This is a genomic window from Streptomyces sp. NBC_00080 (assembly GCF_045041255.1).
In the GTDB taxonomy this organism is placed as follows: Bacteria; Actinomycetota; Actinomycetes; order Streptomycetales; family Streptomycetaceae; genus Streptomyces; species Streptomyces coriariae.
This window is the reverse complement of sequence record NZ_CP108235.1, coordinates 6,660,903-6,685,611: the sequence shown is the minus strand read 5'-3', so window position 1 is coordinate 6,685,611 and position 24,709 is coordinate 6,660,903. Positions and strand designations below refer to the sequence as shown.

Annotated in this window: 14 protein-coding genes, 1 other RNA gene and 1 pseudogene; 6 read left to right on the top strand and 10 right to left on the bottom strand. The window is 69.6% G+C overall.

The features are described from left to right. Positions 1-312 precede the first annotated feature (312 nt). Both OHU34_RS29780 and OHU34_RS29775 read left to right on the top strand, forming a co-directional pair. Positions 313-2,127: an HNH endonuclease gene (locus OHU34_RS29780; RefSeq protein ID WP_235034475.1), complete on the top strand. Its 1,815-nt coding sequence runs from the start codon at positions 313-315 to the stop codon at positions 2,125-2,127. A gap of 326 nt (positions 2,128-2,453) precedes the next feature. Then, positions 2,454-2,582, top strand: a complete 129-nt coding sequence (locus tag OHU34_RS29775; RefSeq protein ID WP_235034476.1) for a DUF6408 family protein — start codon at positions 2,454-2,456, stop codon at positions 2,580-2,582. 52 nt (positions 2,583-2,634) lie between these two features. On the opposite strand, the gene OHU34_RS29770 is transcribed toward OHU34_RS29775, so the two are convergent. From OHU34_RS29770 to OHU34_RS29745, 6 genes and pseudogenes are all read right to left on the bottom strand, one after another. After that, positions 2,635-4,752, bottom strand: coding sequence for a DUF2075 domain-containing protein (locus OHU34_RS29770; RefSeq protein WP_142267791.1), 2,118 nt, complete (start codon positions 4,750-4,752; stop codon positions 2,635-2,637). 177 nt (positions 4,753-4,929) lie between these two features. After that, complete coding sequence (locus OHU34_RS29765; RefSeq protein WP_405769152.1) at positions 4,930-6,840, bottom strand: DNA/RNA helicase domain-containing protein; 1,911 nt, start codon at positions 6,838-6,840, stop codon at positions 4,930-4,932. A gap of 432 nt (positions 6,841-7,272) precedes the next feature. After that, positions 7,273-14,040, bottom strand: a complete 6,768-nt coding sequence (locus tag OHU34_RS29760; RefSeq protein ID WP_405769150.1) for a DUF3320 domain-containing protein — start codon at positions 14,038-14,040, stop codon at positions 7,273-7,275. A gap of 448 nt (positions 14,041-14,488) precedes the next feature. Next, positions 14,489-14,893: RNase P RNA component class A (gene rnpB, locus OHU34_RS29755), an RNA gene on the bottom strand. 115 nt (positions 14,894-15,008) lie between these two features. Beyond that, positions 15,009-15,788, bottom strand: a pseudogene (locus tag OHU34_RS29750) (DMT family transporter); the annotation flags it as partial. Between the two features lie 25 nt (positions 15,789-15,813). Next, on the bottom strand, positions 15,814-16,635 hold the full coding sequence (locus tag OHU34_RS29745; RefSeq protein WP_142263973.1) for an AraC family transcriptional regulator: 822 nt from the start codon (positions 16,633-16,635) through the stop codon (positions 15,814-15,816). Between the two features lie 200 nt (positions 16,636-16,835). Between OHU34_RS29745 and yaaA the strand changes: the two genes are divergently transcribed. Then, positions 16,836-17,627 (top strand): peroxide stress protein YaaA, encoded by a 792-nt coding sequence (gene yaaA, locus OHU34_RS29740; RefSeq protein WP_142263974.1) that lies wholly within the window; start codon positions 16,836-16,838, stop codon positions 17,625-17,627. A gap of 87 nt (positions 17,628-17,714) precedes the next feature. Continuing rightward, positions 17,715-18,377: a bifunctional 4-hydroxy-2-oxoglutarate aldolase/2-dehydro-3-deoxy-phosphogluconate aldolase gene (gene eda / locus OHU34_RS29735; protein ID WP_405769147.1), complete on the top strand. Its 663-nt coding sequence runs from the start codon at positions 17,715-17,717 to the stop codon at positions 18,375-18,377. Here the strand turns inward: eda and OHU34_RS29730 are convergent. The 3 genes from OHU34_RS29730 to OHU34_RS29720 all read right to left on the bottom strand — a co-directional run bounded on the left by OHU34_RS29730 (position 18,349) and on the right by OHU34_RS29720 (position 21,578). Further along, on the bottom strand, positions 18,349-19,785 hold the full coding sequence (locus OHU34_RS29730; protein WP_405769145.1) for a bifunctional RNase H/acid phosphatase: 1,437 nt from the start codon (positions 19,783-19,785) through the stop codon (positions 18,349-18,351). The two genes, eda and OHU34_RS29730, sit on opposite strands and share 29 nt — an antisense overlap. A 180-nt stretch (positions 19,786-19,965) precedes the next feature. Next, positions 19,966-20,709, bottom strand: coding sequence for a zinc ribbon domain-containing protein (locus tag OHU34_RS29725; protein WP_142263977.1), 744 nt, complete (start codon positions 20,707-20,709; stop codon positions 19,966-19,968). Next, positions 20,706-21,578 carry a Nif3-like dinuclear metal center hexameric protein gene (locus OHU34_RS29720; RefSeq protein WP_142263978.1) on the bottom strand — a complete coding sequence of 291 codons (873 nt, stop codon included), beginning with the start codon at positions 21,576-21,578 and terminating at the stop codon, positions 20,706-20,708. Before OHU34_RS29720 ends, OHU34_RS29725 begins: the two co-directional genes overlap by 4 nt. Before the next feature lie 574 nt (positions 21,579-22,152). On the opposite strand from OHU34_RS29720, the gene OHU34_RS29715 reads away from it, so the two are divergent. Next, positions 22,153-23,394, top strand: a complete 1,242-nt coding sequence (locus OHU34_RS29715; RefSeq protein WP_372481765.1) for a hypothetical protein — start codon at positions 22,153-22,155, stop codon at positions 23,392-23,394. A gap of 97 nt (positions 23,395-23,491) precedes the next feature. Continuing rightward, complete coding sequence (locus OHU34_RS29710) at positions 23,492-23,686, top strand: hypothetical protein (protein ID WP_230195995.1); 195 nt, start codon at positions 23,492-23,494, stop codon at positions 23,684-23,686. 75 nt (positions 23,687-23,761) lie between these two features. Here OHU34_RS29710 and OHU34_RS29705 read toward each other — a convergent pair whose 3' ends face one another. Next, complete coding sequence (locus OHU34_RS29705; RefSeq protein ID WP_230195994.1) at positions 23,762-24,709, bottom strand: 3-oxoacyl-ACP reductase; 948 nt, start codon at positions 24,707-24,709, stop codon at positions 23,762-23,764.

The following is a 24,709-nucleotide window of genomic DNA, read 5'->3' as shown; positions in this document are numbered from 1 at the left end:
TAGCGAAATACCCTGAGTCGATTTACCCCTCTTGTCACGGAAAGGAAGTTTGCGGGGCAAGCGATGGACTCGACCCAGGCATTCAGAGGCACTGCGAGCCGAGCCGCCCCTGCTGGTTCAGGCACTCCGCGGGCCACTGAGGGCACTCGCGCCGATACCCCCTCCACCACACCCCTTTACCGCGCCAGTCGCGGCAGACCCTTGCCCTTGCACCCCCATGCACAACAGGAGTGAGGACACAGGCGGCCGGTATCGAGGCAACAGGCAGGCACGCGGCAGCACTTGTCATACCTAACTACTAATGTCCTCGACATGGGACTTGGGGATATCACGCGCGCAGGCGTGCTGGCTGCAGTCGCGGAGTGTCAGGGCTTGGGGCGCGAGACGTTTCGCCGCCGATACGGCTTCGGCAGGGCATTGACATACGTCTTGGTCGTAGACGGAGACAGCTACGACTCGAAGGCCATAGCCGGCGTAGCTCATCTGTACTCAGTCGGAGCTCTGCTGTCGGCCGACGACTTCAGCGGAGGTGCACGCACAGTGGCACACCGTCTGCGAGCACTCGGCTTCACCGTGGAGGACGGAAGCACCGCTGCGGACCGCCCGCCGCAGGCAGAGCCACAGATACTCCTCCAGCCTCGCGGCGGGGCTCGGCTTCGAGGGGCACAGAACTTCGCCAAGTCGGTACACCAGGGCATCCGGATCTCGGACATCCAGGATGTGCTCGGTGACCAGGCGACCACACTGAATGCCCTGTATCCAGACGGAATCGCTCGATTGTGGGGTGCCACTCCCACCGCGCAAGACAACAACGAAAAATCACGAGCACTGCGAGATCGTCGCGTCGGTGACGATGTGTATTTCTACACGGCGAACCATTTCTTCGCTCGCGCACGCATTCTCCACCTGTTCACCAGCTCGCCTGTGGCACGGAGGGTCTGGGGAGTCGACAGTGACAACGCCACCTGGGAACACATCATGGCGCTGGGTGACGTCGAGGAATTTCCCACTCCTGTCCTCGCAGCGCCCGTGCTGCGCCAGATGAACGTTCCAGCACCTCTGTGGAGCCTTACTCTGCGGTCCCCCGAGAGCTACCGCAGCGTTCTCCCGCTGCTACCGGCGAAGAGCCGGCCGGTGGTTCCGTCACCGCTGACGCCGTCTTCAGCCACAGCCACAGCCGACCAGCTCACCGCGGAGGGTCTGCTGGAGCGGCTCGGCTCCCTCCGCACTCATCGTCAACCAGGAAGCAAAACGCCCAGCCGCCACCAGCCATTGGCCCTGCTGTGGGCGATATCCCGGATTTCCGCGGACAGGCCACGCCTGACACCGTGGGCCCTCTTCCGGACGGAGGTGAGTCCGCTCCTCGCCGAGTTCGGACTCCCCGGTTCCAAAGTCACCCCCGAGTACCCCTTCTGGCACCTGCGTGGCAGCGACCTCTGGGAGGTGCACGGGATGGAGCGTGACGCCGGTACTGCCCCTGGAACAGGTGCCCTCGACACGCACCAGCCCGTCGCCGGACTGACCCACACAAGCGCTGAGCTGCTGAGGGACCCCCTTATCCGCCTGCAGGCCGTGATCAAGCTGTGCAGCACGTACTTCGACGGTGTCGACCAGCGTGAGTTGCTAAATCGGGTAGGACTCTCTGGATACGCCACGGCTGATGGCCTGGTCGACGAGGACGAGGACGCTGACGGCCAAGAGGGTGCCGCTGCGACCGAGCGCGCGACCGGTCCAACCGCACGACGGACGCGCACCTCCTCACAGCTTGTTCGCGACGCCGCGATCACCACACGGGTCAAGGAGCTGCACGGCCACGCCTGCCAGATCTGCGAGACACGCCTGCAGTACAAGCGCAGACCGTACAGCGAGGCCGCTCACATACGTGGTCTCGGAACGCCTCACAACGGTCCGGACGAGCTGCCGAACCTGCTCTGCCTGTGCCCCAATCACCACGTCCTCTTCGACGGGCTCGAAATCTACGTCGATGTCGACGGCGTCGTGAAGCGTACACACGGGGGCAAATCCGTGGGGCGGCTTCGTCAGCACGACAGTCACCACATCGACGAAGCACACCTGGAGTACCACCGGACTCTCTGCGATCTCAACAGATGGCACGCAGCTGAGTGACTTGTCGTGGGCGGACTACTAACATCCCGGAGCCCCGCCAACGCCTTCAGGTGGAGACTCACAAACTCCACACAGCCGATACGCCCGCGTCCGGCAGCCGGCTGGAGACACCGCGAGGTCCTGATTCGGTCTGCGTCAACCGGCACGTGCACTAACCTGGTTACCCGCTACGCACCTTCCCGGAGGGTACGTCGGCGGTGTTCCAGGTGCCGGTCCTCGGCGATGAGCGACGAGTGGTCTCCACCGCGTGCCACACGCGATGTGACTGCGGATGCCCGGTAGGGCGATCCCTGCCATTCCCAGCTCACGCTCAGGAGTGGAAACCGATGGACCCCGTTGAGTACAAGCTTGCACGTCGTGACCGGATTCGTCAGATTCTGGTCGACGTCACGGTGGGAGTCATCACCAATCTGCTGGTGACGGCCCTCATCGTGGTAGCGCGCCTGGTCTTCTGACCGGCAGGTGGCGGGCCCGGGAGCCCGCCACTCCACGTACCGGTGCACCGTTTCAGAAAAGACGCAACTCTCCGGGCGGAGTGTCCTTCTTCTGACGCTTCCTGCGGCGGCGCCGTCCTCGGGCGGGACGGGGCAGATGTGGCTGTCGCGCCTGCTCCGGCAGGTTCTCCCAGGTGGGTCTCAGACCGTGGATCTGGACATCGCCGACGAGCCCCTTCAGGTAGGCCCGGGTCTCCTCGTCCGTTGAGTAGAGCACGGTCGCCCGGCTCGCCCTGGTCATCAGCACGTGGTACGCGTGCCGGACAAGTCTGGCGAACTCGTCCTCGTCCACGCTCTTCAGCTTCACCTTGGGATCGAACGACCCGGGAACGGCAACCCGCTTGACGCCCGCCTCCTTGTCCGCCATCTCCTTGCCCCGGCGGAACACCCAACGGTCACCCCGGCGCACCATGTCCTCACCCATGATCACGCCGCACCAGTCCCACTCCAGACCCTGCGCGGTGTACACGCAGCCGATCTGGCCGAGGCCGTTCTCGTGCACGGACCAGATCTTGGAAGGCGGGACGGTCTTGTTCTCGCAGAAGGACTCGCTGTCCGCGTTCCACGGCCGGTGCCAGTCACCGATCCGGACGTCGGGCTCAAGTCGCTTCTCCTTGCCCAGGGGTTTCGTCCAGGGCCAGCAGTAACCGGCGACCATGCGCGCGGACGCACCCGCCCCCGCCTCGGAATGAATGATCCGCTCGAGTTCCTCCGGGCTGTCCACGACCTCGACGTGCATCAGTCCATCCGGGGTCCACAACTCCGGCTTCGCGTCCGACACCCCCAGTGCACCACGCACCCAGCGGATGTAGGCGTCGCTGCCGCCGCACCGGAACTGTTCCCGGAGGCTGCTACGGAGCAGGACGGCGCCGTAGCGCTTCGCGGCGTCCTCCACGAGGGCGGCCGTGCCGACCTCCTGCGGACGCACGGACTGCCCTTCGTCGAGGAAGAACACCGTCAGCCGGGAGGCGTCGAGGAGTTCGTCCACCTGTGGCTTGGTACCCCAGTCCTCGGGCTTCCAGAAGCGGTTGGTGGAGCGGTCGCGCAGGCGGTGTGCCTCGTCGCAGATCAACACGTCCAGGGGAGGGTCGGGCGGGGTGACGAAGTTGCTGAAGTAGGTGAAGGTCTCCTTGAACTCCCGGTCTCCGTAACCGACATGCTCCTGTAGGGCTCCGTTGAAGGCCCGGCTGCCGCTCGCATACTTGACCGTGCGGCCCTCCGCCTCCAGTTCGGCCTTGAGCTGCAGGCCGATGGCACTTTTACCCGTGCCGGCACCGCCCGTGACGAGGAAGACCACCCGTCGCGCGTCGGGAAGGAGAGCGGGTCGCTGCGGATCCGGAAGTACTTGGGCGGCCGTCTCAAGGATCTGGTCCGCGACCTTCTTCTGACGGCCGCGCAGGGTGAAGACCGTGTCCTCACCACTGGAGCGGATCATTGCGTCGAGCAGCGGGGTGTTGCGCAGGCCCATGCTCCGTAGCAGGATCTCGGCCGCCGAGTCGGCGCCGTCGGCGGCAAAGCTGCTCCGCAGGTCCGACACCAATTGGGCGCGACGGTCGTTCGTGTAGACACGGGCGTAGGAACCGGTCGGCGCGTCCACGCCGACCAGTGGGAGCACCGAGGCGTCGGTGGCGTTGTGCAGATAGGCGAAGCCGCCACACTCGTAGTCCAGTCCGTGCAAGGGCCCTCTGTCACCCGTGAACGCCTCGTAGTATTCCCGCAGTTGCAGCGCGGGGTGCTTCTTCTCCCCCATGCCGGGGACATGCACCAGCTCCGCGGTGGCTCGCTCCACTCGGGTCACCGTCGACCAACGCTTCAGCTCGACGAGTTGGACGGACAGCCCGTTCTCCTCGGGATGATGGCCCACGAGGACGACGTCGATGAGCCGCGGGTCCCCAGCGCGGTCGGCCTCGTCGAGCGTGGCCGCGCACTCGACGACCATCTCGACGTTCCCACGGTCGGCGGCGACCAGATCCTCGGCGAGATGCACCAGGCTCTCTGCCCAGGCGGAACGTTCGGTCAACGAAGCGTCGGTGCTGAGGAAGTGCTTCCACCTCGCGGCGAGGTGGGGCACCATACGGCGTCTTGAGTTCAGGTTCAGCAGATCTCGCGCTGCCAGTTTCAGCAGGAGCATGGACACGAGGTGGATCCCCCAGGGCACGAGTGACTCGTGCGGATGGGGGCATGTCCACGTGGGGAAGCCCGTCGGGCCGCAATGACGTCTGGGATCTTAAGGAAGCGAAGTCCCTCCCAACGCATATGACACATCGGTCGGCTGGAAGCACGGGCATCATGGCCGGATATCACGTGCTCAGCGCCGCAGAAGGGGCTCCTCGATCGCGGCAGGCTGTGGCTCCTGTCGACCGGACACCAGGTCCCGCAACTTCTCCCGGGTCTCCGGGTCGGTCGAGTACACGATCGTGCCGACCATGCCCCGCGTCAGCAGCACTTTGTACGTGTTCCGAATGAGACGGTCCACATCGGTGTCCTGTGTGGACTTCTTGAACACCGGGTCCTTGGACGCGGTGCGGTCGGTGACCCAGCGGTCGCCTCGCCAAACAAGGTCCGGGCCGATGATGACGCCGGACCAGTCGTACTCGAATCCCTGGGCGGTGTAGACGCAACCGATCTGCCCGAAGCCCGCAGGGTCGGTGGCCCACAGCGCGGACGGGGGCGCGCCGGAGACCGACCGGTCTCCGCGCAAGTTCCAAGGCCGGGCCCAGCCCCCAATGACGACGTCGAGAGGCAGTGGATCGCCGGGCTTGGGCTCGGAGGACCACCGCCAGCAGTAGCCCGCGGACATCCGGGCACCGTATTTCTCGGCGCGGCGGGCGTCGAGGAACGCCTCCAGTTCTTCCGGACTGTCGGCGACCAGCAACTGCATGCGGTCGTCGGGCTCCCACACGACCGGCCCGCCGGGCTCGAGGCCGAGAAGCCGGATCACCCAGCGCAGGTAGGCGTCGCTGCCTCCGCAGCGGAACTGGCTCTCCAGGGGGACGACATGGCAGTCGATGCCTCGTCTGGCCGCGGCCTCACGGATTTCGTCCACGGTGCCCATCTCACCGGGCCGCACCACTTGGTGCTCGTCCAGGAAGAAGACCGGTACGTGGGCGACGTCGATGAGTTCGTCGATCTGCGCCCTGCCCGTCCGCAGTGCCGCGCGGGTGTAGCGGTTGGCGGAGGTCTCCCGGATACGGTGCGCCTCGTCACAGATCAGAGCACCCAGGCTGTTCTTCTCCGTGGTCATGAAGCTGTTGAAGTACTTGAAGAGATCCTGGACTTCCCGTTTGCGAGAGCCGGCCACCTTGCGCATCGTCTTGGTGAACGACTGCGAGCCGGTCGCGTGAACCGCAGCAACGCCCCTCCGATAGAGCTCGCCGAGCAGTTGGAGCGCGATCACGCTCTTCCCGGTACCGGGGCCGCCTGTGACGATGACGACTTCCTTGTGGTCGGCGCGCTTCGCCCTCTCCAACGCGTTGAGCACAATGCGGTAGGCAACCTGCTGCTCGTCGAGAAGGACGAACTGCTGTCGCTCCCGCACTTCCTGAGCTGCCACGGACATCAACTGCTTAGACGGCACGGTGGCGCCCGCGAGCAGTTCGTCCGCCGCACGGGCCCCCGGGTGCTTGTCGCTCAGCTTCGACCGGAGGTGGTCCAGGAACGCACCGCGACGCTCCCCCGTGAAGAGCAGTCCCTGCCCGTCGCGCTCGATCTCCCGCAGCCCCGCGACCCCGAGCTCGGTGGCGTTGTGCAGGAAGGCCACTCCGTGGATCCGCTCGCCGTGCTCGGCAACCGCACCGTTGAAGTTGATCAGGTAGTCGCAGTATCGCCGCACCTGCTCGATCGGGTTGAGCACGGGGTGCACGTAGGCATCGACATGGCACAGGGTGGGGTCGTCCTCGTGCGGAGCCGCCTGGCTCCACTGCTTCAGCTCCACCACAACGTAGGACGGCTCCTGTGTGACCGGGTGCAAGCCGGCGAGGACGACGTCGGCACGCTTGCTGTTCAGCGGTAGCGCATACTCCAGCATGACCTCGACGTCGCCCAGGCCGGCCTCGTTCAGCGCGGCGGTCAGAAGCGGGATGCTGCGCTCCCAGGAACGCACCTCTGAATCGCCGGGCCGATAGCCATGCATGTGGACGAACTTGTCGGTGAGGTGCAGGAACAGCGAACCGTCGAGTGCCATGACGGCGACCGTTTTCGCGGACGCGCGGAACAGCAAGGACTTCCCCCAGGCAGCACGAAAAGACTCGTGCGGGTGGGGGCATGTCCTTCGAGACTCCACCGGAGTGGAGCGGAAGCCCGTCGGGCCGCGATGACGATGTGTTTGAGGGTACCTGGCGGTACTGGCAGTCGTACCAGTGGCCGCATTGGAGGCAGCGGACCGCGTGCCCGGTCTCCCCGACCGACATCCGGATACCGAGTGCATGGGCTCAGACCCCTGGAGTCGGCGAGGTCAACCTCGGTAGCGTCCGGGTCATCCCAGCGGACGCGGCCGGTATCGGGGCTTACAGGCCGCAAGGGAGCCTGGCCAACGCAACGGCGGCCAGGGCCCCGGCCTCACCCTGCACCGCCCGACGTGGACATCGGACGGCTGCTCTACGGAGGCGACGACGAGGACTTCAACGATATGAGGAGAGCCCACCGCAACGAATCAAGAACCCTCGGCGGGCATCAGACCGCCCTCCGACTCGATCAAGTCTCCGGCGGCGATCAACGCGTCGATGTCGCCAGTCAGCGCGTCCCGGATATCGGCTCCGAGCCGCGCCCACCCAAAGAATCGAGCGGCTTCCCGCAGCAGGTCCTCGCGATGCACGCCCGGTCCTTCGTCGACGACGTTTCTGAGCACGAGCTGCCGCTCCGCCACGGGAACCTCCGCGACTCGTCGGGCGCACCGCTCCGTCGGCGTGCGGGCGAACTCCGTCTCGTGGCCGGGCCTGTCGTAGGCCGTACCGACGTGGACGATCTTGCCCTGCCTGAGCAGACGGCGAAGAGCTCGGTCGATACGGTCGCGCACCACCTGGCCGGCTCGTCCGAGGCCCCACGCGAGACGGACCCGGGTGTAGATCACCTCTTTCTCAACGGGCCCTTCCACCTCGACCACACACAGCGCCACGTCCGCCACCAGCTCAAGGGCTTCGGGGTCCTGCAACTCCACGCTCCGCATGCCTCGCTGGCTGCTCGATCGGTCACGTACCTCTGCCAACAGGTCAGGGTCGACCTCCTGGTAAGGACGGCTCCAAGGTGCAGGGCCGGCGTCGACCGTCACGAACTCCACTCGCGGGACTGCCGGACCACCTGCTGTCCCTTCTGCAGGCTCTCCGCGCCCCGCACTCATGGGGCCCTCCACCGCCTCCGCCGTACTGTCACCGCTGCCAAGGTCGCCGCCACTGCCGTCCATCCCCACGGGTGGCGCCACTCGCACCGCATGCGGATCCTCCGCACACGCCTGCTCCACCGCGGCCCGTAGCCGCGCCATCGCATCCCGCCGGTTCCGGTACCAGTCCGTGCCCCAGATTCGGTGCAGCCTCCAACCCAAGTCGCGCAGGACCGCTTCCCTGAGCCGGTCGCGGTCCCGAGCCGCCCGCGAGGAGTGATACATGGCGCCGTCGCACTCGATGCCCAGCGCGTACGTGCCGGGCGCACCCGGGTGTCGTACCGCCATGTCGATACGGAATCCGGCGACCCCCACCTGCGGCTGGACCTCATATCCCCAGCCGCGCAGGGTGTCGATGACCTCTTCTTCGAAGGGGCTCTCCGGAGCCGCGTCCGGATCGGCGGCCTCCACCTGGAGGATCGCAGGACCGTGCTGGGCGTACTGCAGGTACCGCTTGAGATGCTGCACGCTCTTGTTGGCGCTGTCCGGCAGATCGCCTGCGTGGAAGGAGGCGATGACCTCCATGCGGCGCCGGGCCCGGGTCACGGCCACGTTGAGGCGTCGCCAGCCGCCCTCTCTGTTGATGGGGCCGAATGTCGACAGCAGCTTGCCCCGGTGGTCGGGGCCGTAGCCGATGGAGAGGATGATGACGTCGCGCTCGTCTCCCTGGACGGTTTCGAGGTTCTTGACGAAGAAACCGTCGAGTCGGCCCTCCGTGAAGTGGTGGTCGAGGTCCGGGCGGGCGGCCCTCGCCTTCTGCACCGCCTCCTCGATTGCCTCCGCCTGCGCCTTCGACAGCGCGACCACGCCGAGCGTGTGCTCGGGGCGGGTGTCGAAGTGGTGGATGACGCGCTGGGCGACCTTCGTGGCCTCAAGGGGGTTGTCGCTGCTCCCGCCTCGGTCGTAGACGCCGTCCGCCTTGATGAACTCCACGCCGATGTCCGGTCCCTGTTCCAGCGCGCCCGGGAACGTGACCATGGAGTTGTCGTAGAAGTCGTGGTTGCTGAAGGCGATCAGGTTCTCGTGTCGGCTGCGGTAGTGCCAGCGCAGGGGCAGCCCGCGTAGGACTCCGCTGGCCTTGCACATGTCGAGAATGGACTCGAAGCCGTCGGTGGCGTCCTCGTCCCACTCATCGCCGTCGTCACTGTCGCCGGCCGCGCTGAAGAACGAGGTCGGCGGCAGTTGCTTCTGGTCGCCCGCCACGATGAGGGCCTTGCCCCGGTAGACGGAGTTCACCGCGTCCTGGGGCAGCACCTGGGATGCCTCGTCGAAGACGACAACGTCGAACTCGAATTCAGGCGGCAAAAACTGACTGACCGTCAGAGGGCTCATCATGAAGCAGGGCTTGACCAGCCGCACGACGTCGCGGGTCTGCTGCAGCAGGTGCCGTACGGGCATGTGGCGACGCTGTTTCTCGGACTCGCGCCGGATCACGGCGGCCTGGCCCACCGACGTCCGGCGGGGGCGGCGGGAGTTGCACGCTGCGATGACCTCGGCGTGTGCCGCTGCCACCAGGTCCTGGTCCGCCCTCTGGAAGCGCTCCACCAACTGGTCGCGTTCCACGGCCCGCATCGGCTTCAGCCTCTGGTCCGTGGCGAGCTGGTGCTCGACCCACGCGGTGAGCACCGCACGCTCCATGGCGGCGGGGAAGTCCTCGGCGGAAACCTCGCGGCGTGCAAGCTGGTCGGGCAGCCTGTCGAGGTGGTAGCGGCGCAGCATGGTCAGTGCCTCGGCGCAGCTGATCCATGCTTCGGGCCCGAAGGGGTCGTGGTCGAGGCGGGTCAGGACGGACTGGGCCGCGGTGAGGGATTCGGCGAGTTCGCGTCGCAGCTCCTCAGCCCGCTCAGGCTCGAAATACCCGGCGAGCAACTCGCGTTGAGCGCTCCAATCGCTGGAGCGGGCCGCGACGGACGAGTCGGCTGAGGCGGCCAGCATCAGCCGGGCCGCTGCCTCGGGCAGGGGCGCGGAGTGGCCGCCGTGTGCGGTACGACGGACCTTCTGGGCCCAGTCCAGGGCGTCCAGGATCGCATCACGGTCTGTCTCGGTGCCCTGGTAGAGGGAACCGAGAAGGCTTCGGTACAAGGAGTCGTTCTCCGCGAAAGAGGACTCGGCGGCACGGGCGGAGGCGACGGCGGCCACCGCTTTTCTGGCCCGGGACAGGGTGAGGCCCGTCTCCTTGTCCATGACGCGGGCGGTTGAGCGGATGAGGTCGGCCGCGTCCTCGAAGGGCTCCACATGCGCGCGGAGCCAACTCGCGGCCCGTTCGAAGGGGCGGGCAGCAAGCGCTGTGCCTACCGTCGCGACGTGGGGCTGCCCGGTGTACTCCTGCCAGAGGTCCAGGTCACGGCGGATCTGGTCGGTCTGTGCGAGGAGTTCGCGCGGTTGGGGTCGACCGTCGGCCAGTACCTCGACGAGGCTGATCCGGCGCGCTGGTTCCGTGAGCGTGTCAGGTGCGAGACCAACGATCAGCCGGGCGGCGTCCAGGGCGGCCCACAAGGCCTCGGTACGGGGGTGCCCTTCCGGGGCGTACCGGCCCAGAAACTCGCGCTGTTGCTCCGTGGCGTACGGGCCCGGTTGCTGTCGCGTCAGATCAAGGCCGCGGCGCAGGAGCTGCCCTACGTGCTGGTAGCCCGTCACACCGTTGGGCGCGGCATCGTGCAGGTCGTCCATCTGCGTCTCGAGGCCTTGGTACCAGGGGCCGAGAAGGCTACGGTCGGTTACGGCCTGAGCGGCGAACGCGGCGGTCTCCTTCTGCGCCGCGTGCGCGGCCGTGACCGCGGTGCGCACGGAGGCGAGCGTGTGCTCGGAACCGGGGCCACTGTCCCGGCGACCGACCGAGGCCACGGTGTCCAGCAACGCGACGGCCTGTCGCAATGGGGCAAGGTGGGCGCGCAGCCAGCGGGCGGCCTCGCCGAGCGGCTGCTTGGCGAGGTCGGCCGCATGCGGCGCCAGCGACGGACCGTCCAAATCCCTTCGCCACGTGGCGAGATGGCTGCGCAGCGCCGTGCCCTGCTCGACGAGTGCGGGGTGCGACTCTCGGCCGTCGGCCAGGTGAGTGGCGAGCAGACTCCGGCGGTAGGGGTCGGCGACGGTTACCGGCGCGAGTGCGTGGACCGCTTCGGCGTGCGCGAGTGCCTTGCGCAGCGCCGGGAGGTCGGGCAAAGCCGTGCCCCGATAGCGGCCGATCAGCTCGGCGTGGGTCGTGGCCAGCGACCGCAGCCTCCGGTGCGCGGCGCACCAGGCGTCGGCGAGTGGCAGCTTGTCGTTCAGCTCTCCGCGCCACGAACCGCCGTGCGTCAGCCGGGCCAAAAGCTTCCGGTCGGCCCGGATGCCGCTGGACAGCATGCCGGCAAGTCCCTGGCGGCCTTCCAGGAGCCGGTGGACTGCTTCGGACAGTTCGGGTGTGGAGACGACTTCGGGCCGGAACGTGTCGCGGGCCGCCTCCTCCGCGGCAGCCAGGTCTTCGGCGGCCGAGGAGATCTCCGTGACGGCTGCCCGAACATCGGGGAGTGCCCGGGGATCGAGCCATGCTTCGAGCGTGCGGTCCGAGGCTGTGGCCAGCTCCACGAGCGTGGCCAGATCGTCCGCCTCGGACGTCGCCTTCGGCCGGTCACACCCGAGGCGCTCGGCCACCGAGTGGGCGTGCCCGGCGGCCATCTCAAGGGCGTCGGCGAGCGTGTCGAACCGCTCGGCCAGCTCCGCGGCCTCCCGGCCGGTCAGTGCCGCGATGTCGGCGCCTGGCGGTTCCAGTGCAGCGAGGGCCTGCTCGTTGGCCGGTCTCTCGGAGCTCACTTCCCGACGAAGTTCGGCCCATCCCGGGCCCGCGTGGTTCGTCGCGAGGGCTTGTGCGGAGAGTACCTGGTCCCGTCGTAGGAAGAAGTCGCTCAGTGCGTCGGCGGCGACCCCGACGGCCGCCTCCTCCGCCCGCGCGGGGCCGTCATGGACCAGCCACTGCTCGAGAGGACGGTGTTCAGTGCCGGCCACGGCGAGCACGTCACACAGATGACGTGCTTCCTCGGGGCTGTCGGGATTCGTGAGCCCGGTGAGGTGGCTGACACCGGTGAGGCTTTGCAGAGTCCGCTCCAGCACACCAGCGGTCGTGTCGAACTCCCCGGCGAGCTGTCGCGCTCGCTCCTCCGTGAGTCCGGCGAGGTCGAGGCCGCGCGGTGCCATCGTCGAGAGCGCCTTCTCGGTTTTCCCTGGCACAGCCGTCAGCCTGGTGGACAGCTCTTGCCAACGCTCGCCCACCGCCGCACGGACGGCAGTGCTCGTACGCTGCACCTTGCGCAGTTCCGCCAGAAAGGCGTCGGCTCGGTCGTCCACCTCGTCGGCGAAGGCATCCGTGATCAGCCACGCTTCCGGCACAGGACTCCGCATGTCGAGCAGCCGCAGGAGCGCGATCAGACGGTCGATTCCGCTCTGGTCCGTGACGGGCATTCCCCCGGGCGCAAGATCTCGGTACCGGGCGACCACCGTCGTGAGCGCGTCCCGCGCCGCCTGCGCCTGCTCTAGCACAGGACGTGGATGCGGCAGGCCGACTCGCAAGTCGCGCCAGGGGAAGGACGGGTCGGCGACCGCCTCCCAAGCGTCGGAAATGGTGTTCGTCGCCTCGACGATCAGGCGCAGGTCCTCGTCACTGAGCGTCTCAGCGCGAAACGTCGCCTCTACCCCCTTGGGGTTATCGTCGCCATGGCTCAGATAGGCCACCGGCGCCTCGGACAGCCGGCCGACCCGACCGATCACGTCGTGCAGAGTCCGTCCCAGTGGGTCGCGGACCTCGTTCATCGCTTCGGCGTAGGCGCTGAGTGCGAGGCGCAGTTCTCTGGCCTGCGCCAGGGTCTGCTGTGACAGTTGCGGTGCGCGCGGCTCCTCCGCAAGCGCCCGGCCCAGCTCCTGGGCCACCGCCTTGCGGCTGGTGTTGTGGCTGTGGAGGGCCATCGCGTATGAGTCGAGTCCAACCGACTTCAGCCGGTCGAGGACGACGTCGAGGGCCGCAGCCTTCTCACTGACGAACAGCACACTGCGGCCCGCGTGCATCAGGCCGGCGATCATGTTCGTGATCGTCTGGCTCTTGCCGGTGCCGGGCGGACCGTCCAGGACGAACGACTGTCCGGCCACGGCTGCGGCGACGGCCTGCCGCTGCGAGGCGTCGGCGTCGAGCACCAGGGGGCTGTCCTCGGGCGGGCTCAGTTCGTCAATCCGATCGAGCTTGATCTCCTCGAAGTCGAAACGGTCGGAGCCGAGTCCGGAAGGGCCGAGCGCCATCGCTCGTACGAGGTCACTGCCGAGGACGCGGTCCTCGTTGTCCAGCAGGTCCTGGTACATCGACTCCTTGTGGGAGGCGAAGAGTGCGAGCACCACGCGGTCGGAAATCTGCCATCCGGCCTTGCCCGCCACCGCGCGAGCCGCGGCGGAGAGCACCGCCTGCAGATCTGAAGGGTCCTGTTCGGCGACCTGTGTCCAGTCGATGTGAAATTGCTGCAGCTTCACTTTCAGGGCCGGGTTAAGGCGCGGTTCCTCGTCATCGCTCGCCCTGAGGCGGATCCGACCGTTGCGCGCGCGCTCGATGACCACTGGCATCAGGATCAGGGGGGCGTCGCTGGCCGTCTCAGCTCCATCCTCACGCCAGCGGAGCATGCCGACGCCAAGGTTGAGGGTCCACAGACCGTAGTCGTTGAAGACTTGCGTCGCTTTGGTGCGAAGACTGTTCAACGCGCGCAGGAGAGCAGGCGCGGTGGTCTTCTGGGTGACGATGCCGTCGGTGCGGTCACCCTTCTTCGTGAGGACCACATCGCCGGATCCGATGCCCTCACTGGCCTCCGGTTCCTCGTCCGGGAGCGGCGCGAAGTCCCAGCCGCGAGTCAGGCCCTTGATGAGCTCCTGTGCGGATGGAGTCGAGATCTCCAGTGTCGCCGACTTGGTGTGGCGAAAATTGAGCAGCCGGTTGCGGCCGCTCAGGTCCACCAGCGAGGTGCGCCAGCTCTCGAGCATCGCCTTGAGGCGGTCGAGTTCCTGGCTGCCCCCGAAGTCACCCGAGTTCGTCACGCTGGTCCCTGAATGTCGTCGCTTCTGGGCCGACGGAGCACCGGCGTTGACGGCAGTCCCCACTGCCGTCAACGCAAAGCGCGGCCACGGACGTCCGTACTGTCCTGGTGGCCGCACAAGTCCCGCTGATCCCCCTGGATACGGAATTCTATGGTCAGCTCACCAATGCGTGAAGCGCTAACTACAGACCGGTTTCCTCTGCGGTCACGAAGTCTCGGTGCGCCCGGCCATCAGCCCCTTCAGGAACGCCGAGTGGAGCAGACCTCAGGCCGTCCCCACGACCTCAACGGTCCGCCCGTCCAACGCGGGCGTTTCTTCGGGTACTTGCGCGGCGTTCCACGAGCCGGGCGGCCCGCCGCCAGCTCAGATGCGGGTAGTCCCAGAAAGCCCGGAGAGGCCCTCCGTCGCAGATCAGAGGCCCTTTCCAAGGCGAAGCCAAAGGAGGCGGCAGACGAGTCGGGCTGTACGCCGGGTTCTGTCGCCCGGCTGCCTCGCGGCGGCCGGGGAGACGGCCATCCATCTAGGGCCGGCGTTGCCGCCGGCCTCGTGCGGTCTACCCGCGGACTCGGGCGGGCAGCCCTCGAACGTCCGCGCAGAGCGCGCCTTACGGCGGCTCCTTTTGACCTTGCTCCAGGTGGGGTTTACCTAGCTGCCCAGGTCACCCTGGGCACTGGTGGTCTCTTACACCACCGTTTCACCCTTACCGGGGACCGAGGTCCCCGGCGGTCTGTTTTCTGTGGCACTGTCCCGCGGGTCACCCCGGGTGGCCGTTAGCCACCACCTTGCCCTGTGGAGCCCGGACGTTCCTCGGGAAGTCCCGTGAGGGACTCCACGCGGCCGTCCGCCCGGCTCGTCTGCCGTGTCGACCATGCTACCGGGCGTGCGTCGCTCTTCGGGCCCGAGGCCGTCGCGAGGACCGAGCCCGCCAGGATCAGGGTGAAGGCGGCCACGATCGTCGCCGTCAGGGGTTCGTCGAGGAACAGGGCGCCCGCCGCCACCGCTACGGCCGGGTTGACGTAGGTGATGACCGTGGCGCGGGTGGGCCCCGCCTCCTTGATCAGTTCCATGAAGGCGACGAAGGCGACCGCCGTGCAGATGACGCCCAGGCCCGCGAGGGCCGCCAGCACGGACGGGGCGGGCAGCTCCGCGGGCCGGGTGGCGGCCGCGGCCGGTGCGTAGACCAGGGCGGCCAGGGCCAGGCAGGGAGCCGTGAGGTGGAGGGACGGGACGTCCTTGAGGTGGCGGGCGGCTATCAGCGGGGCCGTCGCGTAGCCGAGGACCGTCAGCAGGACCTCGGCCAGGGAGAGGGTGTCGCCGCCCGTGAGGTGCGGGACGGTGAGGACCCCGACACCGGCCAGGCCCAGCGCCAGGCCCGTCACCCGCCGCACGCCCAGCGTTTCCGTGTCGCCGAAGAACCGGGAGAGGGTCACTCCGACGATCGGCACGCCCGCGATCAGCAGGCCCGCCGTGGAGCTCGACAGGTGGCGTTCCGCGTCGGTGAGGGTGAACCAGGGCCCGATGATCTCGATGACCGCGAAGGCCAGCATGGGCTTCCAGTGCGCCCGTACCGTCCGCGTCAGGCCCCGCTGCCGCAGCGCGAAGGGGAGCAGGAGGGCGGCGCCCAGCGCGCATCGGGTGAACACGACCATGGACGGGGAGAGGTCCTCCACCGCCACTTTGATCATCAGGTAGGGGATGCCCCACACCACTCCCATCAGGGAGAACAGGAACCAGCCGCGTGCAGTCATAGGGGCAGTGTCGGCCGGGCCCCGGTCAGGTGTCTTGAACGCTGTTGCGGTAGGCGGCCGGGGTCACGCCCAGCACGCGGCGGAACCAGCGGGTGAGGTGGGCCTGGTCCGCGAAGCCGACGAGGCCGGCGACCTCCGCGGGACGCAGTCCGGACTCCAGCAGGCCGCGGGCCCGGGCCACCCGGTACTGGGCCAGCCAGGCGTACGGCGGCATCCCGGTCGTCGTGCGGAAGGCGCGCAGCAGCTGGTAGCGGGACAGGCCGAGGTCCGCCGCGAGGTCGGCCAGCGAGGGCGGGGCGAGCAGTTCGTCGGCCAGACGGGTGCGGACGGCCTGGGTGAGGTGTTCGGCGCCGGGGATCGTGTCGCACACCGGCCGGGCCGTGGAGTGGCGTCGGGCGAGGGCCGTCAGCAGCCAGGGGAAGCGGGACTCGGCCTCCAGGGGGTCGGGGCAGGCGGCCAGTTCCGTGTGCGTCCGGCGCAGGGCGGCGGCCAGCTCCGGGTCGTCGAGGAGGGGCTCACGGAAGTGCGGCACTCCGCCGAGGGTGCCTTCGGTGAGGAGGGCGGGGCCGGCGTACAGGGCGCGGTAGGCGTAGCCGTCGGTGTCGTTGCCCGGCCCGCCGGTGTGCGTCTCACCGGGGGCCAGGACGACGATGGAGCCGGGACCGGTACGGATGTGACCGCCGCGGTAGGCGATGATCTCCGAGCCGCCCACGCAGACGCCGACGGTGAACTCCTCGTGGGCGTGCGGGGCGTAGACGTGCCGGTCGAAGCGCGCGGTGAGGAGGTCCAGGGGCGGGCCGCAGCGCCCCAGCCGGGCTCTGGTCCACAACGCCTGTTCACGACTCACGCGCCACCCCCGTGTGACCCCGCCATGTGACCCGTGTCCGAGCCTCTACGGGTGCAACACCTTCGGCCCCCGGTTCATGCCGACGGGCGGGTGCCGGGTGAGCGGGCGGATGGGCGGAAGGGTAGGTACGGACCTCGGCCGGGGCGTCCCGTGGCACGTCGTACGCTGTCGCAGCAGAGCTCTATTGAAGGAGATTTCCCGTGCTTGTCCTGCTGCCGCCCTCCGAAGGCAAGGCGTCCTCCGGGCGTGGCGCCCCGCTCAAGCCGGAGTCGCTCTCCCTGCCGGGGCTCGGCGCAGCCCGCGAGGCCGTCCTCGACGAGCTGGTCGAGCTGTGCGCGGCCGACGAGGACAAGGCGCGCGAGGTGCTCGGGCTGAGCGAGGGGCTGCGCGGCGAGGTCGCGAAGAACACGGAGCTGCGCACGGCGGGAGCCCGGCCCGCCGGGGAGATCTACACGGGTGTCCTGTACGACGCCCTCGACCTGGCCTCCCTCGACGCGGCCGCCAAGCGGCGCGCCGCCAGGTCGCTGCTCGTCTTCTCGGGGCTGTGGGGCGCCGTACGGGTGACGGACCGGATCCCGTCCTACCGCTGCTCGATGGGCGTGAAGCTGCCCGGGCTGGGGGCGCTGGGCGCGTACTGGCGTGCGCCGATGGCGTCCGTGCTGCCGGAGGCGGCCGGGCACGGGCTGGTGCTGGACCTGCGGTCGGCGGCGTACGCGGCGCCCTGGAAGCCGAAGGGCGAGGTCGCGGGACGGACGGCGAGCGTGCGGGTGCTGCACGCGCCGACCCGGAAGGTCGTCAGCCACTTCAACAAGGCGACCAAGGGGCGGATCGTACGGAGTCTGCTGACGGCGGGGATCGACCCCGCGGGTCCCGCCGAGTTGGTGGAGGCGCTGCGGGACCTCGGATACGTGGTGGAGGAGAAGGCGCCCCCGAAGGCGAAGGCCGGGGCGGCCGCCTGGACCCTGGATGTGCTGGTGGACGAGGTGCACTGACGCACCGCTCTGACACACCCCCGCACACTGTTGCAGCATGTGCAATGCCCTTTGCGCGGGCTGCACGCCGGGGGCAGGATGAGGCGCATGACCTCACCCCTGCCCTCCTCTTCGGCTGCCTCGGTACTGGATCTGGCCCCCGTCGTACCCGTGGTGGTCGTCGAGGACGCCGCCGACGCCGTACCGCTGGCGCGGGCGCTGGTGGCGGGCGGGCTGCCCGCGATCGAGGTGACCCTGCGGACACCCGCCGCGCTCGACGCGATCCGGGAGATCTCCGGGTCGGTCCCGGAGGCGGTCGTCGGGGCCGGGACCGTGATCACGCCGGACCAGGTGACGGCGTGCGGGGCGGCCGGCGCGCGGTTCCTGGTGAGTCCCGGCTGGACGGACGCCCTGCTGACGGCGATGCGGGCGTGCGGGCTGCCCTTCCTGCCCGGTGTGTCGACCACGTCGGAGGTCGTGGCGCTGCTGGAACGCGGGGTGCGGGAGATGAAGTTCTTCCCGGCGCAGGCCGCGGGCGGCACGGCCTACCTCAGGTCACTGGCCGGACCGCTCCCCCAGGCCCGGTTCTGCCCGACCGGCGGGATCGGCCCGGACAACGCGCCGGAGTACCTGTCCCTGCCCAACGTCGGTTGCGTGGGCGGAAGTTGGATGGTCCCGGCGGACGCGGTGGCGGCGCGGGACTGGCCGCGCGTCGAGGCGCTCGCGCGGACCGCCTCGCTGCTCAGGACCGCAGGTGGGACGTGTCGTTGAACAGCCGGACGCTGGCGTTGCCGTCCGCGTAGTAGGCCACCGCCGACAGGGAGGCCGCCGACAGTTCCATGCGGAACAGCGATTCGGGCGGGGCACCCAGGGCGAGCCGTACGAACGTCTTGATCGGCGTCACATGGGTGACCAGCAGCACCGTGCGGCCGGCGTACTCCGCGACCAGTCTGTCCCGGGTGGCCGCGATCCGGGTGGCCGTCGCCGCGAAACTCTCGCCGCCCCCGGTCGGCTCCGCCTCCGGATCGGCCAGCCAGGCGTTCAGGTCCTCGGGGTGACGTTCGCGGACCTCGCCGAAGGTCAGCCCCTCCCAGGCCCCGAAGTCGGTCTCGATCAGTCCGTCCTCGACGGTGACTTCGAGGCCGAGGCGGGCGGCCACGGCCGCGGCCGTCTCGCGGGTGCGGGCGAGCGGGGAGGCGAGGATGTGCTGGACGGTCCCGCGCCGGGCGAGGGCGGCGGCGACCCGCTCGGCCTGCTCCCTGCCGACGTCCGAGAGGGAGGGATCGGTGCCGCCGCTGCCGGAGAACCGCTTCTGCGGCGTGAGCGGCGTCTCGCCGTGCCGCAGCAGCACGAAGGTGGCGGGCGCCCCGAGATCGGGCGCCGCCCCCCAGCCGACGGAGGGGGCGACTGCGGGCGTGGCGTGGGCGGAGTCGACGGGAGAGGCGGACGCCTGAGCCGACGCGGGAGGAGGAGCGGGAGCCGACGCGGGAGGAGGAGCGGGAGCCGACGCGGGAGCCGGAGCAGGAGCCGGGGTGGCGACCGTGCGGGCGGCGCGGAGATCGGCGTCGGTCGTCGTCATCGCCTTCTCCTGGACCGCGTCCGCGTCCGCGGTCGGGTCGGCGGTCGGGCGGGACCGGGCCAGGGCCTCGCGGGCCTTCGCCGCGCCCGCCGTGGCGTCGCCGGGCGGGCCCGACGGCTCGGGTGCGGCCGGGGTCACGGGGACACGGGCGTCGAGCTCGGCACGCGACGCCCCGGCGTCCCACTGCTCGCCCCGCTTGCCCGCGTCCATCGCCTCGTTCGCCAGACGGTCGGCGTGCTTGTTCCGCTCGCGCGGCATCCACTCGTAGGTGACCTGCCCGGGCGGGAGGATCCGGGCCGCCTCGGCGGCCAGCGGCTTCATGTCGGGGTGCTTGATCTTCCAGCGGCCCGACATCTGCTCGACGACCAGCTTGGAGTCCATGCGCACCCGCACCGTGGCCGACGGGTCGAGCTCACGGGCGGCGCGCAGACCGGCCACCAGACCCCGGTACTCGGCCACGTTGTTGGTGGCGACGCCGATGTACTCGGCGCGCTCGACCAGCGTCTCCCCCGTCGCCGCGTCGATCACCACGCTGCCGTAGCCCGCGGGGCCCGGGTTGCCCCGCGACCCGCCGTCGGCCTCGACGATGAACTCCCGCACGACGTACGCCCCTTACCGACTACGACTACGACTACGACTGCGACCGCCTGTGTCTCCGGCTACTGACTGCCGACGGCCGAGTGTCGACGACCGACTGCCGGCTACGGACTGCCGACGGACGATTTGCCGACTGCCGACTGCCGACTACCGGATACGGACTGCCGATTTGCCGACGGCCGACTACAGGCCGGACTCGGACGTACGCACGAGGATGCGACGGCAGTTCTCGCACCGTACGACCGTGTCGGACGGGGCCTTGCGGATCTCGGCCAGCTCGGTGATGGCGAGCTCCTGGCGGCAGCCCTGGCAGGTCCGCTGGTAGAGCTTGGCCGCGCCGACGCCACCCTGCTGCTCGCGCAGCTTCTCGTAGAGCTTGAGCAGGTCGGCGGGCACGGAGGCCGCGATGACCTCACGCTCCTTGGCGACACTGGCGGCCTCGCTGTCGAAACCCTCCAGGGCCGCGTCCCGGCGCGCGAGGGCGGCGTCGATCTTCCCCTGGACGGAGCCGACCCGCTCGGTCAGCTCGGCGGCGCGTTCCTGCGCGCTCTCTCGGCGTTCCATGACCTCCAGGACGATGTCCTCGAGGTCGCCCTGGCGCTTGGCGAGGGAGACGATCTCCCGCTGGAGGTTCTCCAGGTCCTTGGAGGAGGTGACGGCCCCGGAGTCGAGCCGCTGCTGGTCACGGGCGGCGCGCTGGCGGACCTGGTCGACGTCCTGCTCGGCCTTGGTCTGCTCGCGGGCGGTGTCGCTCTCCTCGGTCTGCGCCGCGACAAGGAGGTCGCGCAGCTGCGTGAGGTCCTTGTTCAGCGACTCGATCTCGGCGTGCTCGGGCAGGGACCTCCGCAGGTGGGTGAGCTGCTGGAGACGGGCGTCGAGGGCTTGGACGTCGAGGAGTCGGATCTGGTCGGCGGGCGCGGCGTTCAGTTGGGGGCTCCCATTGAGCTAGAGGTGGTGTTGGACGCCGCGTGGGCCGTCCAGGGGTCGGTGACCGTACGGGAGACGTGGACCCGGAGGCCCCACCCCCGCCGGTCGGAAATCTCGTCGAGCTGGGTGGCGGCCAGCTCGCACCAGGGCCACTCGGTGGCCCAGTGCGCCGCGTCGAGCAGCGCGAGAGGTGAATGGCCGTGGGCGCGGTCCGCGATGAACTCCGACGCCGGGTGGTGGCGCAGGTCCGCGGTGAGGAAGGCGTCGACGCCGGCCGCACGGACGTGGTCGAACAGGCTGTCGCCGGAGCCGCCGCTGACGGCGACGGTCCGCACCAGCGCCTCCGGGTCGCCCGCCGCCCGGATGCCCTGCGTGGTGGCGGGCAGGCGCTCGGCGGCACGGGCGGCCAACTCACGGACGGTGAGCGGGTGGTCGAGTTCGCAGACGCGACCGAGGCCGCGCCGCCCCTCGGGGTCGCTCGGGTCCGGCACCAGAGGCCGGACGACCCGCAGGTCGAGCGCACCGGCGAGGGCGTCGCTCACGCCGGGATCGGCGGTGTCCGCGTTGGTGTGCGCGACGTGCAGGGCGATGTCGTTCTTGATCAGGGTGTGCACGACACGGCCCTTGAAGGTGGAGGCCGCGACGGTCGTCGTCCCGCGCAGATACAGCGGATGGTGGGTGACGAGCAGCCCGGCGCCGAGCTTGACGGCTTCCTCGACGATCTCCTGGACGGGATCGACGGCGAACAGAACCCGGGTGACCTCCTGCTCGGGGTCGCCCACGACCGTGCCGACCGCGTCCCAGGACTCGGCCCGCTCGGCGGGCCACAGGTTCTCCAGCGCGGCGATGACTTCTGACAGACGGGGCACGGGGAAAGGCTACCTGGCCGTCTCACCGGCACGTACCGGTGCCGCCGATGCCGTCGCGGCCACGTCGGTCGCCGACCGGGAGTGAGCGGGAGGTCGATGCACACGCCTCCCACCACCCTCAGGCGAATCGCTTCTGCACCACTCTTATGAGGGAAGAAGGCCGCCCGGCGGTCCCAGGTCCGTGCGTACGAAAACTAGCTTCGTCGCCGGAGGTGACCGAACGATGACGATGCCGGCCTGTGCGATCGAGCCCACCGCTGCGGACGGGAGTGACCCCGAGGACGGCGCCCCCGAGCCCACGCCATGCGCGGAGGAGCACGTGGAGGGATACGCGAGCCACGCGATCACGGTGGATCCCGTGATCGCGACAGATCACGTGATCGCGACGGATTACGTGGCCTCTGAGGGCCGTGGGATCACGGACGACCTCGGGTTCACGGGAAACCAGGACACCGTCACAGGCCGTGTGCTCACGGGCGGCCGTGAGAGCGAGTCCGACCACGTGATCACGGGCGGCCGTGGAACCGACACCGACCCCGTGGCCAGAGCCGTTGGCGGGAGCGAGACCGACCGCATGACCACGGCCGTCGGTGGGAGCGAGACCGACCGCATGACCACGGCCGTCCGTGACAGCGAGGCTGACCGCCTGCTCACGGTCGGCCGGGGAAGCGACCCGGACCACCTGCTCACGGGTGACCGCGGGCGCGCAGCGGACTGCGTGATCACGGCTGGTGGTGCCTACGCCGCGCGGCTCGCCCGGGCCGGTGACTCCTGGTTCCCCGAGCGATGGACCCTGGACGGCCCCGAGCCGTACGCCGTACCGCTGCCCGGCAACCAGCCGGAGGAGCCCGGCACCGAGGTGCAGCCGATGGCCGACGGCCGGGTCCTGATCCGGCGGCCGATCGAGGGACGGCACGCTTTCTCGCTGCTGTATCCGACCGGCCCCGGCACGGGCGAGCTGCCGCTGGGCGCCGTCGAGTGCCCGGACGAGGGCACCCGGCTGCGCCTGCTCCCGCCGGCCCCGTGCGGCGAACGCGCGTACGCCCTCGCCGTCGGCCGCCGCACGACGACCGTGTGGCTGGTCGCGGGCGGCACCTTCGGCCCCGAGTACCTCGCCGAGATCCCCGGCCGCTGCTCGGGCGGCGTCTGGCTGGACCGTACGGGCCGCATGCTGGCGCTGGACCGTGAGGTCGGCGGCCGCACCAAGACGATCGTCGTGGACCTGGAGCGCGGCGGCGAGGTGTCGCCCCTGCTGCAGATCGCCGCCGACAGCGACGACCGTCTGCTGCTCGCCGACCCCGACAGCGGGCTGCTGCTCATCCGCTCGGACGCGCCCTCGCCGGGTGAGGCACGGCTGGGCTGGGGAGTTCTCGGCAGCACGCTGCCGGTCCGCTTCCCGGAGTCGCTGCACCCGCCGGACCTCGCTCTCACCCCCTTCGCGAGCCAGCCCGGCCAGGCCCTGGTCCCCGAGGCCTGCGCGGTGGCGCTCCGCATCGACGGCCCCTTCGGCACCTGGGTGGGCGTATGGCGTCCCGCCGATCGCCGGTTGCATCAACTCCGAGCACCTGAGGGATGGTTGGCGGGCAGTGGAGTGTGGACACCGGAGGGCGTTCTGCGGCTGCCGTACGCCACGGAGGCGGAGCCGTGCGGGGTGGCACCGCTGACGGCGCCGCTCACCGAACCGCCTTCGTCGGCGCCGTCACCGTCACCGTCAGAAGGGGCCTCGCCATGGGAGGAACCGCCGCGGCCGGCGCCCTCCGTGGCCCGTCCGGTCCCCCTTCAGCAAGCCCCACTCGGCCGACTTGTAACGAAGTAGCAGCGGTTGGCGTGGCCGCCTGGATCAGCCCCTCGGTGCGCCGGATAAAATCGTCCGGCTGTAAAGAAAGATCATGTTGACGGGGTGAATTCTTCCGATGAGCGACACAAGCACCAGGCAGCCGCTGTCCGCCGACTCCCAGGAGGCGGCCGGACACGGTCGGCACCGGGGCCCGGTCTCGTCCCAGGACGGTGACTCGGCCCCACACGGCCGGCACCGCAAGCCGACCGAGAACAGGGCCGACAGCTGGGCCGACGGTTGGGCCCAGGACAGGTCCGAGGCAACGGTCTGACGGTACGCCGTACACCGAAGGGGCTCCGGTCGTCTCTGGACGACCGGAGCCCCTTCGTATACGTCCCGCCCGCCCTTACTCCTGCCCTCGCCGCAGTCCCAGCACCTCCGCCGCGGCGAACGTCTCCCCCCGGGGCCGGTCCGCGAAGTGCGCGCCGAGGACGGCGTCCAGCTCCTCGTAGCCGAACACGTCCTCCTTGCTGTCGAACTTCGCCCGCACCCGCGGCCGGTCGACGACGGCGACCATGCCGCCGTGCGCGACGAGCAGCTGTCCGTTGATCCGAGCGGCGGCCGGCGAGGCCAAGTAGCCGACCAGCGGGGCCACATGCTCGGGTGCGAGCGGGTCCAGGCCGCCCTCGTCGGGCTGTGCGAACCCGGCGAAGACGTCCTCGGTCATCCTGGTGCGGGCGCGCGGACAGATGGCGTTGGCCGTCACCCCGTACTTGGCGAGCGCGAGCGCCGTGGACGTCGTCAGGCCGACGATTCCCCCTTTGGCCGCCGCGTAGTTGGGCTGTCCGGCCGAGCCCGCGAGGAACGCCTCCGAGGAGGTGTTCACGATCCGCCCGTACACCGGACCGCCCGCCGCCTTGGACCGGTCGCGCCAGTGTGCGGCGGCGAAACGGGTCGTGTTGAAGTGGCCTTTGAGGTGGACCCGGACGACCGCGTCCCACTCGTCCTCGGCCATCGAGAAGACCATGCGGTCACGCAGGATGCCCGCGTTGTTGACCAGTATGTCCAGCTTGCCGAACTCGCTGATCGCCAACTCGACGAGCGCACGAGCCTGTTCGAAGTCGGCGACGTCCCCGGTGTGGGCGAGCGCGGTGCCGCCGGCCGACCGGATCTCCCGCGCGACCTCCTCGGCGGGGCCGGCCGACGCCTCGCCCGACCCGTCCCGGCCGGGCTGACCGTAGTCGTTGACGACGACGGCCGCGCCCAGCCGCGCCAACTCCAGCGCCTCGGCCCGGCCGAGGCCGCGCCCGGCACCGGTGACGATCGCGGCCAGCCCCTCAAGTGGCAGTGCCAT